Annotated in this window: 21 protein-coding genes and 1 other RNA gene; 15 read left to right on the top strand and 7 right to left on the bottom strand. The window is 62.2% G+C overall.

What is annotated here, in order from left to right; translation table 11 throughout:
- Positions 1-383: 383 nt before the first annotated feature.
- From FNL14_RS21915 to FNL14_RS21905, 3 genes are all read right to left on the bottom strand, one after another.
- Entirely contained in the window at positions 384-1400 is a 1017-nt protein-coding gene (locus FNL14_RS21915) for a GDP-mannose 4,6-dehydratase (protein WP_142064622.1), read from the bottom strand.
- Positions 1397-2380, bottom strand: a complete 984-nt coding sequence (locus FNL14_RS21910) for a GDP-mannose 4,6-dehydratase (RefSeq protein WP_091415602.1) — start codon at positions 2378-2380, stop codon at positions 1397-1399. Before FNL14_RS21910 ends, FNL14_RS21915 begins: the two co-directional genes overlap by 4 nt.
- Positions 2381-2461: 81 nt before the next feature.
- Positions 2462-3550: a glycosyltransferase family 1 protein gene (locus FNL14_RS21905; RefSeq protein ID WP_181762743.1), complete on the bottom strand. Its 1089-nt coding sequence runs from the start codon at positions 3548-3550 to the stop codon at positions 2462-2464.
- Between the two features lie 152 nt (positions 3551-3702).
- On the opposite strand from FNL14_RS21905, the gene galE reads away from it, so the two are divergent.
- The 15 genes from galE to FNL14_RS21830 all read left to right on the top strand — a co-directional run bounded on the left by galE (position 3703) and on the right by FNL14_RS21830 (position 16425).
- Entirely contained in the window at positions 3703-4722 is a 1020-nt protein-coding gene (gene galE, locus FNL14_RS21900) for a UDP-glucose 4-epimerase GalE (protein WP_091415606.1), read from the top strand.
- Positions 4723-4898: 176 nt separating this feature from the next.
- Positions 4899-6122 (top strand): CpaF family protein, encoded by a 1224-nt coding sequence (locus tag FNL14_RS21895; RefSeq protein ID WP_142064616.1) that lies wholly within the window; start codon positions 4899-4901, stop codon positions 6120-6122.
- Positions 6119-6976, top strand: coding sequence for a type II secretion system F family protein (locus FNL14_RS21890; RefSeq protein WP_370455904.1), 858 nt, complete (start codon positions 6119-6121; stop codon positions 6974-6976). Before FNL14_RS21895 ends, FNL14_RS21890 begins: the two co-directional genes overlap by 4 nt.
- Positions 6976-7914, top strand: coding sequence for a type II secretion system F family protein (locus tag FNL14_RS21885; protein ID WP_142064614.1), 939 nt, complete (start codon positions 6976-6978; stop codon positions 7912-7914). Before FNL14_RS21890 ends, FNL14_RS21885 begins: the two co-directional genes overlap by 1 nt.
- 68 nt (positions 7915-7982) lie before the next feature.
- On the top strand, positions 7983-8279 hold the full coding sequence (locus tag FNL14_RS23890) for a hypothetical protein (RefSeq protein ID WP_091416036.1): 297 nt from the start codon (positions 7983-7985) through the stop codon (positions 8277-8279).
- A 42-nt stretch (positions 8280-8321) separates the two neighbouring features.
- Positions 8322-8744, top strand: coding sequence for a TadE/TadG family type IV pilus assembly protein (locus tag FNL14_RS21875; RefSeq protein WP_142064628.1), 423 nt, complete (start codon positions 8322-8324; stop codon positions 8742-8744).
- Positions 8725-9237 carry a hypothetical protein gene (locus FNL14_RS21870; RefSeq protein WP_142064610.1) on the top strand — a complete coding sequence of 171 codons (513 nt, stop codon included), beginning with the start codon at positions 8725-8727 and terminating at the stop codon, positions 9235-9237. The genes FNL14_RS21875 and FNL14_RS21870 overlap by 20 nt, the downstream gene beginning before the upstream one ends.
- A 29-nt stretch (positions 9238-9266) precedes the next feature.
- Positions 9267-9680, top strand: coding sequence for a pilus assembly protein TadG-related protein (locus FNL14_RS21865; protein ID WP_142064631.1), 414 nt, complete (start codon positions 9267-9269; stop codon positions 9678-9680).
- A gap of 104 nt (positions 9681-9784) precedes the next feature.
- On the top strand, positions 9785-10900 hold the full coding sequence (gene prfB, locus FNL14_RS21860; protein ID WP_091415617.1) for a peptide chain release factor 2: 1116 nt from the start codon (positions 9785-9787) through the stop codon (positions 10898-10900).
- A gap of 161 nt (positions 10901-11061) precedes the next feature.
- Positions 11062-11841, top strand: a complete 780-nt coding sequence (gene ftsE, locus FNL14_RS21855; RefSeq protein WP_142064607.1) for a cell division ATP-binding protein FtsE — start codon at positions 11062-11064, stop codon at positions 11839-11841.
- Complete coding sequence (ftsX, locus tag FNL14_RS21850; RefSeq protein ID WP_091415621.1) at positions 11838-12752, top strand: permease-like cell division protein FtsX; 915 nt, start codon at positions 11838-11840, stop codon at positions 12750-12752. The genes ftsE and ftsX overlap by 4 nt, the downstream gene beginning before the upstream one ends.
- A 26-nt stretch (positions 12753-12778) precedes the next feature.
- Positions 12779-14206: a M23 family metallopeptidase gene (locus tag FNL14_RS21845; RefSeq protein ID WP_181762742.1), complete on the top strand. Its 1428-nt coding sequence runs from the start codon at positions 12779-12781 to the stop codon at positions 14204-14206.
- Between the two features lie 85 nt (positions 14207-14291).
- On the top strand, positions 14292-14765 hold the full coding sequence (gene smpB, locus FNL14_RS21840) for an SsrA-binding protein SmpB (protein WP_050054575.1): 474 nt from the start codon (positions 14292-14294) through the stop codon (positions 14763-14765).
- A 77-nt stretch (positions 14766-14842) separates the two neighbouring features.
- Positions 14843-15211, top strand: a transfer-messenger RNA (tmRNA) gene (ssrA, locus tag FNL14_RS21835).
- Positions 15212-15441: 230 nt separating this feature from the next.
- A complete protein-coding gene (locus FNL14_RS21830) occupies positions 15442-16425 on the top strand; it encodes a S1C family serine protease (protein ID WP_142064602.1) in 984 nt (327 codons plus the stop codon).
- Between the two features lie 6 nt (positions 16426-16431).
- On the opposite strand, the gene FNL14_RS21825 is transcribed toward FNL14_RS21830, so the two are convergent.
- From FNL14_RS21825 to FNL14_RS21810, 4 genes are read right to left on the bottom strand one after another with little or no spacing between them, the layout of a single operon-like run.
- A complete protein-coding gene (locus tag FNL14_RS21825; protein WP_142064599.1) occupies positions 16432-16800 on the bottom strand; it encodes a hypothetical protein in 369 nt (122 codons plus the stop codon).
- A gap of 43 nt (positions 16801-16843) precedes the next feature.
- Positions 16844-17275 carry a CrcB family protein gene (locus FNL14_RS21820; RefSeq protein ID WP_142064596.1) on the bottom strand — a complete coding sequence of 144 codons (432 nt, stop codon included), beginning with the start codon at positions 17273-17275 and terminating at the stop codon, positions 16844-16846.
- Positions 17272-17715: a CrcB family protein gene (locus FNL14_RS21815; protein WP_142064593.1), complete on the bottom strand. Its 444-nt coding sequence runs from the start codon at positions 17713-17715 to the stop codon at positions 17272-17274. Before FNL14_RS21815 ends, FNL14_RS21820 begins: the two co-directional genes overlap by 4 nt.
- On the bottom strand, positions 17716-18429 hold the full coding sequence (locus FNL14_RS21810) for a metal-dependent transcriptional regulator (RefSeq protein ID WP_142064591.1): 714 nt from the start codon (positions 18427-18429) through the stop codon (positions 17716-17718). It abuts the gene before it with no gap.
- Between the last annotated feature and the right edge of the window lie 8 nt (positions 18430-18437).

Below are 18437 nucleotides of genomic sequence, written 5' to 3'. Positions count from 1 at the left end.
CTCCTGGGGGAGGGCGGGCGGCTGTCCAGCACTGGCAGTGGGCGACGCCGAGGGGGGCGCCAGCGGCGATGTGCTTCCCTGGCCGGACCCCGGCTGTTCCGCGGCGCTGGCCAGCGCTGCGGGAACGAGCAGGGATCCGACAAGTGAGGCAGTCAGAACCGCCGCTGCCAGCATGCGCCGGCCTTTTAAGGGACTGGCATCCTGAGAGGGATGGGGAGACTTGGGGCTCATTACTTACTCCGGCCGGCAATGCACATATGGCGATGAGAATCGGGTCGTCATTTCCGACGCGGAGAAGTGAAAACTGTCCCCACAGCCTTTGTGACCCGGCCAATGTAGCACCAATGTTACTCATGTAACCAGAGTTGCCTTTGATACAAATGTTAAAGCTGCGGGGCCTTGTCCTTTGCCAGCAGATCTTCGTCGTTCCTCACCATCGCGGCCACGAGGGACTCAAAGTCCATCGACGGCCGCCATCCCAACTCGGAGGAGATTTTGGTGATGTCTCCCCTCATCTCAGCGGCATCACTGGGACGCGACAGAGATTCGTCGAGCTCCACCACAGACCGCCAGTTGTCGATGCCAACCGCGGCGAAAGCTGCCTCCACAAAGTCCTGCACGGAATGCGAAACGCCGGTGGCCACCACAAAATCCGAAGGGTTGGCCGCGCTTACGATCCTTTCCATGGCGTCGACGAAGTCAGGCGCCCAGCCCCAGTCCCGCACAGCGTTCAGGTTGCCCAAGGAAAGCTTGTCCAGCTTGCCGGCTGCGATCGCCGCGGCCCCAGCGGTGATCTTGCGGGTCACGAATTTAGCCGGGCGGCGCACAGATTCGTGATTGTAGAGAATCGCTGATGCTGCAAACATCCCGCGTCCCCGGTAGACACTGACCGCGTGATGGGCAAACGCTTTAGCAGCGCCGTATGGAGATACCGGGCTTATAGGCGTCCTTTCGTTCTGCGGCGCAGACTTTGCCTCTCCAAACAATTCGGCACTGGAAGCTTGAAGAAAGCGTATTTCCTTCCCGGTAGCCTGCTGCAGCTGCCACGTCGCCTCGAGCATGGACACCACGGAAGCGCCGGAAACCATTGCCGTCTCGTAGGGTTGCTGCCAGGACTGATACACAGAGCTGATGCCGCCCAGGTTGAACACCAGGTCCGGCGTGACAGATTTCAGGACTGAGCCCACGTCATTCGGCCGGGACAAATCGCCAAGGTGGTATTCAACCCCGTCAACGGTAGTCTCGCCGTCGTTGACGTGTGCCGGCGCGTGGCGGACGAGGCCATGCACCTCCCAACCCTGGGACAGGAGCGATTCCGCCAGATAAGAGCCGTCCTGCCCTGTTACGCCCGTAATGAAAGCGGTGCCGGGGCCTGTTCCAGCGTTGTTCTGCCGATTCACCGCATCAGGGCCGACTGCTCGGCAATGTCGTTCTCCACCATCATGCGAACAAGCTCATTGAAGGAAACCTTCGGCTTCCAGCCGAGCTTTTCCTGCGCCTTTGCGGCGTTTCCGATCAGCAGGTCAACTTCAGCAGGACGCATGAAGCGCGGGTCCTGCCTGACATACTGCCGCCAATCATCAAGGCCCGCTGCATCAAATGCCGCTTGGAGAAGTTCTTCGATCGAATGGGTTTCGCCGGTGGAGATGACGTAATCATCAGCCTCCGGCTGCTGGAGCATAAGCCACATGGCTTCGACGTAGTCCCCGGCAAAGCCCCAGTCACGCTTGGCGTCGAGGTTTCCGAGCACAATCTCGTTCTGCAGGCCCAGCTTGATGCGTGCAACGGCGAGAGAAACTTTACGGGTTACGAATTCCGGCCCGCGACGCGGCGATTCATGGTTGAACAGGATGCCACTGGATGCGTGCATGCCGTAGGACTCGCGGTAATTGATGGTCATGTAGTGGCCGAATACCTTGGCGACCCCATAGGGCGATCGAGGCCAGAGGAGGGTTTCCTCCGTTTGAGGCACCTGCTGGACCTTGCCGAACATCTCGGAGGAGGACGCCTGGTAGAAACGCACCTTGGAGATGTCATCACCGGCGTAAAGACGCGTAGCTTCGAGCATGTTCAGGACGCCCTTGCCCGTCACATCACTGGTCAGTGAGGCGTTTTCCCAAGAGTAGGCCACGAAGGAGATTGCCCCGAGGTTGTACACCTCGTCGGGCTGAGCGATGCCGAGCACCCGCACCAGTGAGGAGACATCCGTCAGATCCCCGGTCAGCAGCTTGACTTCAGGAACGGTCTGGCGGACCAGGTCGTGCTTCGGGTTGTTCTGTCCCCGGATGAGGCCAAACACTTCGTAGCCCTTCGAGACAAGAAGCTCGGCGAGGTACAGGCCGTCCTGGCCAGTGATTCCGGTAATTAGCGCACGGGGCATGGAAAGGTCCTTAGATATTGTTTGCTGGGCTTATGCCACTATATATGGCGGGCGAATTGACCCGGGGAGCCGTCCGCTGGCTCAGGCTGCGGAGCTGTCCCTGGTACGCCGGTTGAAGGCGTAGCGGTAGGCCTGCTCGTGAACTTCGGCGCAGTGCTTCCAAGTGAACTTCTGTACCTGCCGCAATCCAAGCGTTTGCAATTCTTCCGTCCGGGCTATGGCGGTCCGGACCGCGGATGCAATGGCCTCAGGGTCTTCAGGATCGAAGAGAACGGCTGCGTCACCGACTATTTCGGGCAAGGACCCCGCCGTGGAGCTCGCCACAGGGCAACCGGAGGCCATCGCTTCCAGCGGAGGGAGCCCAAAGCCCTCATAGAGACTTGGGAAGACCATACAGGCGGCGGTCCGGTACAGTTCCCTGAGCTCGGCCAACGGCACGAGGCCTCGGACTTCTACGTTGGCAGGGATATCCGTGAGCGTGTCGAGTGCTCCACCGGTCAGTATGAGGCGCAGTTCTGGGTCGGAGACAGCGAGCAGTTTCATGGCCTCGAAGAGGGTGGCATGGTTCTTATGCTTCCAGCCCCTCGCCGGGTACATGATGAACTTGCCCCGTTGTCCCAGGTTCGGCGTGAACTCTTTTGCGTCGACGCCAAGGTGCGCGGTAAAGATCTTCCCCGGATCGATTCCCAGATGGTTGACAATGCTCTCCTTTGCGAAGTCGCTGATAGTCACGATCGCATCCGCATCGCGGGCCGCTTTTTCGTAAAAGACTTTGCGGTAGAGCTTGTCGGCCGGACCAAAAAGTTCCGGGAGGTCAAGGTGCTGTACGTCGAGCAGAGTCTGGACGAATGGTGTTTCCTTGGCCGGCTTGGGCAGCGGGACCGTGAACGGAACGTGGAAGACATCCATAGGACGCATTGAACCGAGGATGGACTTCCTCTTGATCATCCCCTTTGCCAGTGTGGCCAGTCGTTGACCGGTGGAAGAGCCTCCAGCGAGCCCGGGAACCACTATTTCGTCCGTCCCCTCTGAGAAACCCCGTGCTGCATCGTTGACGTAGCAGGTTGCCTTGACCGTGTTGGATGCAGCAAGTTGGCGCGTGAGCTCACGGGCGTAGGTCTCGCTGCCGCCCATCCCTCCCGGGACGAGAGTGAGCATGGAGACGCCCACGTTCAGCACCTTGCTGGACTCGTCTTGGGTGCGGCGCGACAGGGCGGAATCAGGGTTTGTCATGCTGAACATCCTAGCGTCGGGGCTAAGCTGCCACCTCGGACCTGGCGGCGCTTGCTGTCGGCATTGGTGGCCACCCTAGACTGGTGTGCATGAAGATATTGGTCACCGGTGGCGCCGGCTACATCGGATCGCACACGACACTCTGCCTCCTTGAAGAGGGCCACGACGTCGTAGTGGTCGATAACCTGTTGAACTCGAGCCCCGAATCATTGCGCAGGGTCGAAGAGTTGACGGGTAAGCCGGTTGATTTCCGGGAGCTTGATCTGCTGGATGGTGCCGCCATCGACAAGGTTTTCGCGGAGGGCGGCTTCGATGCTGTGGTGCATTTTGCGGGCCTCAAAGCGGTAGGTGAGTCCGTTGAAAAGCCGTTGATGTACTACAAGAACAATGTTGTGGGAACGCTTAACCTGTTGGAGAGCATGGAAGGAGCAGGCGTCCGCCGCCTGGTGTTCAGTTCTTCCGCCACGGTTTATGGGGCTTCGGAGGAGGTCCCGCTGATCGAAAAATCGCCTTTGGACGCCACTAATCCCTATGGCCGGACCAAAGAGCAGATCGAGGATATCCTCTCGGATCTTGGCGCTGCCAGCCCGAACTGGAGCATTGCCTTGCTCCGTTACTTCAACCCTGTGGGGGCACACGAATCGGGCCTCATTGGCGAGGACCCACAGGGCACCCCCAACAATTTGCTCCCATTTGTGGCACAAGTCGCCGTCGGCCGGCGCGACAAGGTGCTCGTGTTCGGCAACGACTATCCCACGCCGGACGGTACCGGTGTCCGTGATTACATCCACGTCATGGATCTTGCTGCGGGTCACTTGGCTGCCCTTAAATATGTAGCGGCGAAAGACGGTGTGTTCCGCTGGAATCTGGGGACTGGCCGTGGATCATCAGTGTTGGAAGTCATAGAGGCTTTCGGGGCGGCCGCCGGCAGGTCCATCCCCTATGAGTTTGCGCCGCGACGGCCGGGGGATGCGGCGGTCAGCTACGCCGATCCCTCTGCTGCGCTTGCAGATCTGGGTTGGTCGGCACGCAGGAACCTCCAGCAGATGTGCCAGGACCATTGGCGCTGGCAGGAAAACAACCCCATGGGATACCAGCAGACTGTTTGAACCCAATTCGGGAGGGCAGCGACCGCGAGCCTTGGGCTCCAGCAGGGGCCCTCAGCGGCCTGCGGGATAATTATCCACAAGTGCCGCAGATATGACTTGGCAGCGTGTTGTAGGCTCCTTAGGCTTTACCCAGTTGCACTGCCTCCGCCGGGGGCGGCAGTTGTATTGGGGAACACATGGACGCGCTGGCAATTGTCGAGGACGAAGTCCGCGAGCTGATCCGACGCCGGGGGCTTGATCCCCTGCACCAGGCCGGAGAAGTTCGCCGCCTGGTTGAGGCAGCAGTAACGGATTACGACGAACGTGCTCTGATGGGCCCGCTGCCTCCCATTGGTCCGTTGGAGGCGGCGCGGAAGTTCCTCTTTGACGCGGTCGCCGGATTCGGCGTCCTGCAGCCGCTGCTGGACGATCCAACGATTGAGGAAGTCTGGATCAACGCCCCCAACGAGATCTATGTCGCCAGGAACGGCGAATCGGAGCTAACCTCGCTCAGCCTGACGGAGCAACAGGTGCGGGACCTGGTGGAGCGCATGCTCAAGAGCTCCGGGCGCCGTCTGGATATATCGTCACCCTTTGTTGATGCAGCACTTCCTGACGGATCCAGGCTCCACGTGGTCATCCCGGACGTTACCCGCAGACATTGGGCGGTCAACATCAGGAAGTTCGTCGTCAAGGCAAGCAGGCTCGAGCACCTGGTGGAGCTTGGCACCCTGACACCCCAAGCGGCCCGTTTCCTCGGCGCCGCAGTTTCCAGCGGGCTCAACATCCTCGTCTCGGGAGCAACGCAGGCCGGGAAAACCACGATGCTGAACTGCCTCGCAGCGAGCATCGGGAGCCGGGAACGTGTCATCACGGTGGAAGAGATCTTTGAACTCCAGTTCCCCTTGCGGGACGTTGTTGGTTTGCAGTGCCGCCAGCCCAACCTTGAAGGCGAAGGCGAAATTCCACTGCGCCGGCTCGTCAAGGAAGCTCTCCGAATGCGTCCTGACCGGCTGGTTGTAGGAGAAGTCCGGGAAGCCGAAAGCCTCGACATGCTCATAGCCTTGAATTCAGGATTGCCCGGAATGTGCACTGTCCACGCGAACTCAGCCCATGACGCCGTCACGAAAATTTGTACACTTCCACTTCTGGCAGGCGAGAACATATCTTCCGCCTTCGTGGTCCCGACAGTCGCGTCCTGCATTGACCTGGTGGTGCACTGCAGCCGCCGGGCGGACGGACGCCGGGAGGTTACCGAAATCCTGTCGCTGGGCCGGCGTGTGGAGAACGGGATTATCGAATCATCTCCAGTGTTCACCGTCGTCGAAGGTGCGCTGCAGCCACGCGCCAGCTCGATGCCCGCGCAGGAGAAGTTCTCTAAGGCAGGTTATGACGTCGCCGCGCTGCTGGATGCGCGATGATGTCGGCCCTTCTTGGAGTTACGGCCGGAACAGGGCTTTTCCTGATCTGGTGGTCCTTCTGGGAGTCGCCGAAACCGGCGGTTCCTAAAGAAAAAGCGAGCCGCCTCGCGGACCTCCTCGCCGGGGCCGGCATCGAGAAAGTGTCGCCCACTGGCCTCCTTGGCTCGTGTGCGGGCCTGGGATTTTTCGTCGCCCTGATCTTTTTCGCTGTTACCCGCTCGTGGCCGATCTCCTTCTGCTTCGGCCTCTTCGGCGCCTGGCTGCCCGTCACGGTCCTTCGCTGGAAGGCAAAGCGGAGGAGCGCATTGCTGCGCACCCTGTGGCCTGATGTCGTGGACCACCTGCGTTCCGCCATCCGGGCCGGGTTGCCGCTTCCGGAAGCCCTGATCCAGCTGGGTGACAAAGGACCCGAAGAGCTGCGGCACGTTTTCCGTGACTTCGGAGCCGACTACCGGGCCGGCGGCCAATTCGAAGCATCCCTCAACCAACTCAAGCACCGGCTCGCTGATCCGGTAGCAGACCGGATCGTCGAAGCCCTCCGCCTGACACGGGAAGTTGGTGGCTCGGACCTTGGCAAGCTCCTCGGGACTTTGGCAGAGTTTCTGCGGGAAAATGCGCGAACGCGGAGCGAGTTGGAAGCCCGGCAGTCCTGGACCATCAATGCGGCAAGGCTCGCCGTTGCAGCGCCTTGGATTGTCATGATGCTGTTGGCGACAAGACCGGAGGCAGTGCAGGCCTACAACACTCCAGTGGGCGCCGCCGTCCTGCTTGGCGGGCTGGTCGTCTCCCTGGTTTGCTACTCCATCATGCTTCGGATCGGTGCGCTGCCGCAGGATGAGAGGGTGCTCAGGTGATGGATATTTCGCCTCCCGCTGTTGTCTGCGGAGTAGTGATGGCGTTAGGCCTGTGGCTCATCCTTTTCCGTTCTCCCTGGATGCGTGCTGTTACGCTGTCGCAGCGCATCGAGCCGCAGCTGAAATCGCAAAATCTTGAGTCAAGGCTGCTCCGCAGCGCGGACCAGAACGTCACCCCTTTTGGTCCCCTGGAACGGATTCTTCGCCCGCTGCTGCGCGACGGACTTTCCGCACTTGGCAGGCTAAACCCGGTGTCCAGGGCTACGTCTCGAAGACTGGCCCAGGCCGGAATCAACAAGTCACCGGTGGATTTCCGGGCCGAGCAGCTGTTATGGGCAGCGACCGGGTTCGCTGCATCAATCGCCCTTATTGTCCTTGGTGCGGCTTCCGGAAGATTTAATGCATTGCTGGCCGCGGTGGCCGTGGTGGGATGTGCCGTCGGCGGCTTCATGTTCCGCGACTACTGGCTGGGCGTCCAAATAAAGCGCAGGGAGTCGAGGATGATGGCAGAATTCCCAAGCCTTGCTGAACTTATGGCATTGGCCGTCAGCGCAGGGGAGAGCGCCACTGGCGCTTTGGACCGCGTCTGCCGCAGCGCCAGGGGTGAACTCACGAAGGAGTTCTCGAAGGTTCTTGCCGAAACCAGGGCAGGTAAACCCTTGGTCCAGGCTCTCCAGGAATTCTCATCACGAACAGACCTCGCGCCGCTGGTCCGGTTCGTCGACGGGATCGTCGTGGCTGTCGAGCGGGGTACTCCCTTGGCCGACGTGCTCCGTGCGCAGGCACAGGACGTCCGGGATACGGCCAAGCGCGACCTGATGGAGGCCGCGGGAAAGAAAGAGATTGCCATGATGGTGCCGCTTGTCTTTGGGGTGTTGCCCTTGACCGTGGTCTTTGCGGTCTTTCCCGGCATCGCGGCGATCAACCTCGGATTTTGACGGCAAGACAAAATCCATCAAGAAAAAACCAACAGTCGAAATATCAAGCAGGAATTAGGACGGAAATGATGGAGAAAATGGGGATTCGCTGCATGGTGCTGTTCCTGTCACTTACGGCAGCGCTGCTTCCGGGCGTGAGCGCCGGAAAGCGGAGGAGACTGCAGGTCGGAACCAGCCAAGACCAGCTGCCAGTAGGCGGCCCCGTAAGAAGGACCAAACACGTCGATAATCCCGAGCGGGGCGACGTTCCTGGCTGGGTCATGATCACGTTGATGTCGGCAGTATTGGTTGCCGCGCTGCTGGCGCTCGCAGGTCCGGCGCTGGAAGCCATGTTCAACCAGGCGATGGACAAGGTCGGAAGCTAGGCTGTGTCGCCGTCTGCACGTGGCGGGGCCACCGGCTACGCACTGGACAGCAGACGAAAAAGCTATGCGCAGGGCAGGGTCAAGCCGGAAGCCGAGCCCGGCGAGCGGGGCTCGGCCGTGGTCGACTTTGTCCTCGTGGGCAGCCTGCTCACCTTGTTTTTCCTCGCGATTATCCAGTTGACCCTGGTCCTGCATGTAAGGAATACGTTGATCGACGCTGCGGCATCGGGGGCCCGTTATGGAACGCTCGCTGACCGTGGTGCCGGTGATGCCGAGGAACGTACCCGCAGCCTGATCCAGGCCGCCCTAAACGCAGGGTTTGCGGAACAAGTCAGCACCAGTGAGGTCACCTATCAGGGCCTGCGGACCCTCGAGGTGACGGTCCGGGCGCCGATGCCGGTGATCGGACTTATCGGACCCCGCGACATGCTGGAGGTGAAGGGCCATGCCGCGATGCAACCGTGAATCCACCCGGCTTCGCTTCCGCGCCCGGCTGCGGGAAAGCCTATACCAGGGTCCAGGAAGCTGGCAGTCGGGCGCCCACCAGCACGAACGGGGGAGCGCCGTGGTTGAGTTCACCTTTCTCGCGCTCCTGCTGATGGTTCCGTTGGTGTACTTCATCATCACCATGAGCCAGATCCAGGGCGGTTCCTTTGCCGTGGTCGGTGCGGCAGACCAGGCGGCCAAGGTCTACATCGCCCAGCCTGATGCTGCCACCGCCCAGGCTGCCGCCGAACAGGCCGTGGCGATCGCGCTGGCCGATTTCGGACATCCGCCTGAAGGGGCCCGGGTGGCAACAACGTGTACTCCGGCAGACTGCCAGGCTGCCGGAAGCACTGTCACCGTGACTGTGAACCTGACAGTGCCGCTCCCGTTCCTGCCTTTCAACGATGACTTCCGGCTCAGCGCCAGCGAAGTGGAGGCGTCGTCCACTCAACTCGTGGGCAGGTACCGGTGAGAAAACATGCAACGAACGAAGACGGCCAGATGATGGTGATGATCCTTGGCTACGTTGTGCTGGCCTTGCTGGTGACTACAGTGGTCGTCGGAATCTCCTCGGTGTACCTCGAACATAAGCGTCTGCTGTCCCTGGCCGACGGCGCCTCCGTCGCGGCGGCGGACAGCTACACGCTGGGCGAAGTGGCAACGCAGGGCGGCAGTCCGTCGGCGGTTCTCAGCTCAGCCAGGGTCAGGAACGTGGCAGCCGACTTTGTGTCGAGGAGCCCCGCCTCGCAGCGCTTTGACGGGCTCGCCGTCGCGGGGACGACCGGCACGCCTGATGGATCCACCGCCGTCGTGGTGCTCACGGCCGCAGTGCACCCGCCTGTGGTGAACTTCCTGATGCCCGCCGGGATAACCATCGAGGCGACCTCCACCGCACGCTCCCGGCTCACCCGTTGACGGCCCTGATGGTCAGGGCTCGGAAAGTGCGAACTATGTGCTGCAGGCCGAGGGGACAGCAGCCAGGATCAGGCCCTTCCCGGATAGCGTAGGCTTAAACAACCATGGCCAATATTGATTTTTCCGCTGAAATCCGCGCCCTTCGCGCCACGTACGAATCCATTGAGCGAGTTTCCGACGTAGAGGCACTGAAGGAAGACATCGCCGAACTGAGCGAGCGGGCAGGCGAACCGGATCTCTGGGACGATCCGGCAGCGGCACAAAAAATCACCTCGCGCCTGTCACACCGACAAACTGAACTGGAGCGTCTCAACAGGCTCGTTTCCAGAATCGATGACCTCGAAGTACTGGTGGAGCTTGGACAGGACGAGGACGACGCCGATTCCATGGCGGATGCGGCAGCCGAACTTGAGTCGATCAAGAAGGCCCTGAAGGAACTGGAAGTTGTTACCCTGCTGTCGGGTGAGTACGACGAGCGCGAGGCCGTAGTTTCCATCCGGGCCGGAGCCGGCGGCGTGGACGCAGCTGATTTCGCCGAGATGCTGATGCGCATGTACCTCCGCTGGGCGGAACGCCATGGTTACCCCACCACCGTCATGGACACGTCCTATGCCGAGGAAGCCGGACTGAAGTCGGCTACCTTCGAGGTCAAAGCCCCGTACGCCTTTGGAACTCTCAGTGTTGAAGCCGGAACCCACAGGCTGGTCAGGATCAGCCCCTTCGACAATCAGGGCCGTCGCCAGACGTCCTTCGCGGCCGTCGAAGTCATCCCGCTCATTGAGCAGACCGACTCGATAGAAATCCCGGACAACGAAATCCGCGTGGACGTGTTCCGCTCCTCCGGGCCCGGCGGCCAGTCCGTCAACACCACGGACTCCGCCGTCCGCCTGACCCACATTCCCACCGGCACCGTGGTGTCCATGCAGAACGAGAAATCGCAGCTGCAGAACCGTGCCGCCGCTATGCGCGTGCTCCAGTCCCGGCTCCTGCTCCTCAAGAAAGAGCAGGAAGACGCCGAAAAGAAAGCGCTGGCCGGAGACGTCAAAGCGTCCTGGGGCGACCAGATGCGCTCTTATGTCCTCAACCCGTACCAGATGGTCAAGGACCTGCGGACCGAGCACGAGGTGGGCAACACCAGTGCCGTCTTCGATGGCGAAATCGATGACTTCATCGACGCCGGTATCCGCTGGCGCACGGACAACCGCAACGCTGAGAAGTAGCAGCCTCAAGCGACACGCCCTTTGAAACCAGCCTGATTCACAGGTTGCCCTGCGTATAGTCGAGGGGCCGGGGCCCAACTTTCCCCAAACGAAAACCCGCGCACCGGCTGCAGAACTGGGCTGCATCAGAATCAGCCATGCCCTGCAGGGTACTTAGGGCCATGATCCGATTCGAAAATGTCACCAAGGTCTACGACCAGAAAGCCCGGCCTGCGCTGGACTCTGTCAACCTTGAGATTGACCGCGGCGAATTCGCCTTCCTCGTCGGCGCGTCAGGCTCCGGCAAATCCACCTTCCTCCGGCTCGTCCTGAAGGAAGACCGCGCAACCTCCGGCGCCGTCTACGTCGCCGGCCAGAACGTCGCCAAGATCTCCAGCTGGCGCGTCCCGCGGCTCCGCCGGGGGATCGGCGTCGTCTTCCAGGACTTCCGCCTCCTGCCGCAGAAGAACGTCTTCGCCAACGTGGCCTTCGCCATGCAGGTCATCGGCAAGAGCCGCAGCGTCATCCGCGACACCGTTCCCGAGGTCCTGAAGACCGTTGGCCTGGAGGGCAAAGAGCACCGCATGCCCCACGAACTCTCCGGCGGTGAGCAGCAGCGCGTGGCCATAGCCCGTGCAGTGGTCAACCGGCCGGGGATCCTCCTCGCGGACGAGCCCACCGGAAACCTCGACCCCACAACGTCCATGGGCATCATGGGCATCCTGGACAAGATCAACCAAAACGGAACCACCGTGGTGATGGCCACTCACGACGACGACATCGTCAACGAAATGCGCAAACGCGTGGTGGAGCTCAAGAACGGCGTGGTCATCCGCGACGAGGCCAAGGCACTGTACACCTCCATGATTCCCGTCGTCGGCCAGTCGCGCAGGCTCAAGGACGCCAGCGGCCGGGAGTCCCCCGAAGCCGGACAGCCGGGCGAAGGCGAGGGACAGCGATGAGGCTTGCATTCATCCTCAGCGAGATCGGCAGCGGCCTCCGCCGCAACCTCTCCATGGTTGTCTCCGTCATCCTGGTCACTTTCGTCTCGCTCACCTTCGTGGGAGCGGCGGGCATGCTCCAGATGCAGATCAACCAGATGAAGGGCTACTGGTACGACAAAGTCCAGGTGGCCATCTTCCTGTGCAGTGAAGGCTCGACGGCGGCCGGTTGCGCCGGCGGGCCTGTTACCGCAGAGCAGCAACAGAGCCTGAACTCCCTCCTGGAATCCCCTGCGGTGGCCCAGTACATCAACGACTTCCAGTACGAGTCCAAAGACGAGGCCTACAAGCACTTCAAGGACCAGTTCTCGAACTCACCCATCGTGGACTCCGTGACTCCGGACCAGCTGCCGGCATCCTTCAGGATCAACATGAAGGACCCGGAGAAATACCAGATCATCAGCGAGACCTTCGCGTCACAACCGGGAGTGGAGACCGTCATTGACCAGCGCCAGCTGCTCGAACGGCTGTTCTCGGTGATGAACGGAGCTTCCCTGGTGGCCGTCAGCATCGCCGGTGTGATGATCGTCTGCGCCATCCTGCTGATCGCCACCACCATCCGGCTCTCCGCCTTCAGCCGGCGGCGGGAAACGGGCATCATGCGCCTGGTGGGCGCGTCAAAGACAGTAATCCAGCTGCCGTTTATCCTGGAAGGCGTCATTGCGGCAGTCATTGGGGCTGCCCTTGCATCCGCCACATTGTGGGCCGTCGCGCACTTCTTCCTCGGCGAGTACATGTCCCAGCAATACCCGGATACGGCCTTTATCTCATCGGGCCAGACGCTCATCCTGGCACCGGCCCTGATAATCCTTGGCGGATCCTTGGCGGGAATTTCGTCTCTCTTGACCTTGCGCCGATACCTTCGGGTCTAGGTATGCAAACCGAACAAGGAATGCCCATGAACGTAACGGATCCAACGTCCCCGCGGCGCCCGCAGGCAACCAGGCGCAAGGCGCCCCGACGCGCCGGCTTGATGAGCGCAGTGCTTGCTGTTGTCCTCGCCGCAGGGCTCGCTTCCTCCACCCCGGCAGCTTTCGCCGACGAGCTTGAAGACAAGCAGAAGGCGCTTGAAGCCGAGGCCGCCAGGGTTCAGCAGTCACTGGAATTCGTTGATTCACGCATCGCCAAGGCTGCATCGGACCTGGTCATCTACCAGGGCCAGCTGCCCGGCGCCCAGCAGGCACTCCTTGAGGCGCAGGGCCGCGTTGCGGGGGCAGTCAAGGAAGTGGAAGCGCTCTCCGCCCGTGTGGACATGGCCCAGCAGAACAAGGCTAAAATCACGCAGCAGCTCGAAACGGACAAACAAAAGATCGCCGATACCAAGAAGCTGATCGGCCAGATCGCCACCCAGGCCTACAAGTCCGGGGGAGTGCCGTCCAACCTGTCCTTGTTCTTCGGCTCGAACAACGGCGGAAGCCTGACCGAAACCATGGATCTTGCGGATCAGGCCATGCGCAGCCAGAACGCCGCCATGGACAAGCTGTCCCAGCAGAACGCCACCAACGTCAACTCCGAAGCGCGCCTTCAAGCAGTCGAAGCGGAAATCAAGGACTTGAAGGCCAAGGCTGACGCCGCCCTTGAGCGGGAGAAAGCAGCCCGGGACGAGGCAGCTGCCAGGAAGGACGAGGTGGACCGGCTGATCGCGGACACCACCCGCCTTGACGCTGAACTGCAGGCTGCCAAGCCCGGCATCCAGTCCCAGCTCGCCAGCGTCCAGGCCAGCCAGAATGCCGTCGCAGCCGAAATCGAGGAGCGCGACCGGAAACTGCGCGAGGCCTGGGAAGCCGAGCAACGCCGGCTCGCGGCGGAAGCCGCAGCAGCAGCGGCCGCGGCCGCGGCAGCGAGGAACCAGCCGCCGCCCCCCGTCCAGCCGTTCGTGCCGCCGGTAGGTTCGCCGTCGGCCTTTGGCCTCCGGCATCCTTTTGACGGCAGCGTCCCCATCACATCCGGCTTCGGCTGGCGTGCAACGCCCCCCGGAACCATCGACTTCTACGGCCAGGGCGGCTACCTGCACACCGGCATCGACTTTGGCGCAGCGTGCGGCACTCCCGTGTATGCGGCGGCGGCGGGCGAGGTCTTCAGCTCAGGCTGGAACTCGGCCGACGGCGGCGGCTGGCGGGTGAAGATCTCCCATGGCCTGGTTGAAGGCAACACCCTGAACACTATCTACTACCACAACTCCAGCATCGTCGTTTCGAACGGCCAGCGGGTATCGCAGGGACAGCTGATTGCCTACTCCGGAAACACCGGCAATTCCACCGGCTGCCACGCCCACTTTGAAACCTGGCTGAACGGCAATGCCGTGGACCCGATGGGGCTGCTGTAGGGGGTCATAAGCCTGCCGTACACTGGTATGACTCCGCGCCGGCTGGCCTGGAGGACATCCGATTCTTGAACTGAGGAGCTTTCCCTTGCCTAAAGAAAGTGGCCGTAAAGTGGTGGCCACCAACCGCAAGGCCCGGCACGACTACCATGTGCTGGACACCTACGAGGCTGGAATCGCGCTGATGGGAACCGAAGTAAAGTCCCTGCGCGAGGGCCACGCCTCCATGGTGGACGGATTTTGCACCTTCTACAACGACGAGCTGTGGATGGAAGCCATCCACATTCCGGAGTACAACCAGGGCAGCTGGACCAACCACGCGGCACGACGCCGCCGGAAGCTGCTGCTGCACCGCGAGGAACTTATCAAGATCTCGCACAAAGTGCGCGAATCGGGCTACACGATCGTTCCCCTGCAGTTGTACTTCGTTGATGGCCGGGCCAAGGTCGAAATCGGCGTGGCCCGCGGCAAACGCGAGTACGACAAGCGGCAGACCCTCCGCGAACAGCAGGACAACCGCGAAGCGCAGCGCGAAATGCGGGAGCGCAACCGCCGGCGCTAGGCTGGAATGAATTCCGTGAAGGATGAGTTATAGTAGGTAGTCCGGCGGGCTTGCCCACCGGTTTGGTAACAAAATATGGGGATGATCGGTTTCGACGATGTTAGTCGCGACAGGTGAAGCGGGCCGAGGATGCAGAATTATCTCGTAAACGCTGTCTGCAAACCAATAAGTGCCAATTCTAAGCGCACTGACTTCGCTCTTGCTGCCTAAGCAGTAAGACAGTCCGTCAGCCCGAGGTTGCTATCGCCCCGGATCCTGGCGTCATTTAGATAGCCACTGCTGTCCACCTCCGTCATCGGGGTGAACGGGACTCTTAGATGACTGGGCCCGGATCAGCCAGCTGTTTGCGGCATGGCTGGGGCCGAGAAAATCCGACGCAAACTGCGCCCGGAGAAGCCCTGACAACACGACATCGGACGGGGGTTCAATTCCCCCCATCTCCACATTTGCGATGGATACCTCCCCTTGGGGAGGGATTCATCACAGAAAACACCCCGGTCCTCGGACCGGGGTGTTTTTCTTTGCCGGGGGACTGGGCAGCCTGGCCAGTGGGCCCCTTACACCCCGTTCACCGACGGCGTAGCGCAGCGGGGACTATGCACCCGCCACCGATCGTTGTCACCGGTAGAACCCGGACAAGCAATGCCGCCGGGATCCGCCTACCAGGAGGTGCCCCATGAACCAGGGGAGCGAGCCAGCGTCACAGGCGTCCGACGTCGACGCCCTGGACTCGTATTCGCAGACAGTTATGCGCGTGGCCGCCACGGTCACACCGCACGTAGCTGCCTTGGAAATGTCCGCCGCCCGCCGTAACGGCCGCGTCCGGGTGGGCGCGGGATCCGCGGTGCTTTTTACCGAGGACGGCTACCTGCTGACCAATTCCCACGTGGTGGCGGGCACAGACAAGGGGCATGCAGTTTTCGCCGACGGCAGCCGGATGGACCTGGAGCTCGTAGGCGCAGACCCGCTGTCCGATCTCGCCGTGGTCCACGGCAGGGCACCGCGGATTCCTCCCGCCCAATTTGGAGCTGCTGAATCCTTGCGCGTTGGGCAACTGGTGGTCGCTGTCGGTAACCCGCTCGGCTTGGCCGGTTCAGTGACGGCTGGCGTGGTAAGCGGCCTCGGCCGTGCCATCCCGGTATGGGCGGGCGGCAACCGGCGTGTGATTGAGGACGTCATCCAGACAGACGCCGCCCTTAATCCGGGGAACTCCGGGGGAGCGCTGGCTGATACCCACAGCCGGATCGTAGGCATCAATACTGCGGTGGCCGGCGCGGGACTGGGCCTGGCCATCCCCATCAACGCCACCACCCGGCGGATTATCGCGGCCTTGCTGGCGGACGGGCGCGTACGGCGGGCCTACCTGGGCTTGGTCAGCACACCTACCAGGCTCACCCCCAGTGCGGTGATCAGGACCGGACAGCGGGACGCGCTGCGGGTGGTGGAAGTGCTGCCCGGTTCCCCGGCGGACAAGGCAGGCCTGACCGCCGGGGACATCCTCCTTGCCGCCGGCGGTCGCCCGGTCAGTGACGCCGAAAGCCTGCAGCGTCTACTCTTCGCCGATGCGATTGGCGAACCACTCCAGCTCGCTGTGCTGCGGGATGGCAAGGAAGTCCATCTCACCGCAGTGCCCGAAGAGATGACCAACAACGGAAAGTAGCCGGGCTTAGTCCTGGCCCGCCACGTCCGCGATGCCCACGAAACGTGTGCCCACGCCGTCGAACTCGCTGCGGACGTAACCCTGCCGCAGGGGTGGAACATCCGCCGGATCGTGGTGCGCGCACACCACGTAGGTAAACTCCGGCCACCACTTCTTGGGCCGTGCCGCTTCCTCGTAACCGCAAACAGCGCACTCGAGGTGGACCCAGACCGGCCGCTTTCCGGTTCGGTTGGCGCGGGACTGGACCAGCCACGGCGGCGGGTTGTCCAGGATCTTCCCGAGTTCCGCCTCGGTCATCCACTTGGGAAGGCCATGGCGCTGAGCCATTTCCATCGGTACATCCAGGGCAATGGCCGCGTCACGTCTGCTAATCATCACCATCCACGATACGGGAGCCCGCCAAATCGCCTTCTGCGACTCAAGATGCGAGGGCCAGGCCTGCAGCGGCCGCGCCGAAACCAAGAGCCAGATTGCCGGCCAGGTTCAACGCCGCGGCACCGAACCGCGCTTCTGTCAGCAGGCGCACAGTGGCCGTGGTCCAGGAACTGAAGGTGGTGAGGCCGCCTGCCAGCCCCGTGGCAAGTGCGAGCTGCCATTCCGGGGCCAACCCGAGCTTGAGGGTCATTGCGTGGGCGGCGCCGATGATGAAGCACCCCACGACGTTTACCAGCAGTGTGGCCCACGGCCAGTGCAGCCGCTCCCCGCGCCCGGGCCCGCGGGCACCAGAGACATGCGTCGCAAGGCCGCCTGCAGCCCGGAATGCCGTGTGATGCGCGAACCAGCTGTCCACAGCAAAGCGGAGCAGCGCGCCCGCAACCCCAAACACCCCTACCAGGGCAGCAGTCATCATGAACGCCCACTCACCCGGCCGCCGTCGCGCCCGTCCAACCAGCCCGCCACAACCTTTCCGGACCGCCACCCCGTACCGGCCGCTGCAAGCCCCAGCAGCAATGACAGCACCAGGTAGGCAATCCACGTAAAGTGGGCGCCTGCGCGGGCCAGCTGGTCCACCGCGAACACCACAGCCGAGAATGTGGTGAACGATCCCAGGAGGCCCGGGCCGAGTCCGGCGCGCAGCCAGAACGAGGTGTGCGGCCGGGCCATCCACACCGTGGTCAACAACGCCAGAACAAAGCTTCCGCCAACGTTGATCCACAGCGTGGCCCACGGCACGGACTCCGGAAGATCCGGAAAGAGAAGTCCCAGCCCAAAGCGCAGCTCAGTACCGAGCAGGCCCCCAACAGCAACAGCAAGCCAGGCGCTGGCCGAAGGCGCGCCGGGAGGATTCATTCAGCCGTCCCCGAGCAGGCAGCCCGGGTGGGGATGGTCGCTGTGTACCCAGAGGGCAGACGTGATTTCGTCGGCCAGGTCATAGTCCCTGGTCCTGCCCGAGTTCCGGATCCTGACCACCAGGGCCCCGCCGAACGGCTTGCGGCCCATCACTTCCACTTCGGCGTCGAGGTCTATTTCCTCGGCGGAGAGGTAGCGGAGCAGGTCCGGGTTTTCGTCGCTGATGCGGGTGATCCTGCCGGTGTGCCCCTGGTCCAGCTCACCCAGCAGGTGTGCGCGGGGCATCCGGACCGCGCCTTCGGCGGTGGGGATCGGGTCCCCGTGGGGATCGCGCTGCGGGTCGCCGAGTATGGCTGCCACACGCTCAATGAAGGTGTCAGAGACGGCGTGCTCCAGCAGCTCGGCTTCGTCATGGACCTCGTCCCACTTGTAGCCCAGCTGCTGGACCAGGTACGTCTCGATCAGCCGGTGGCGGCGCACCATGGAAAGTGCCAGCCGGACACCCTGGTCCGTGAGCGTGATGGCGCTGTAGGGTTTGTGGTCCACCAGCCCCTGGTCCTTCAGCTTCCGCACCATTTCAGATACCGAAGAGTTGGCCACCCCAAGGCGCTGGGCCAGCTGGGAGGACGTGATGGGCTTGTCCTGCCATTCGGTGAACGAGTAGATGACCTTGACGTAATCCTCGATGGAGGAGGAGGGCGCGCTGGTCTTCACAGCACCAA

The sequence above is a fragment of the Pseudarthrobacter sp. B4EP4b genome (assembly GCF_006680095.1).
Classification (GTDB): Bacteria; Actinomycetota; Actinomycetes; order Actinomycetales; family Micrococcaceae; genus Arthrobacter.
This window is presented reverse-complemented; position numbering and strand designations above follow the sequence as displayed.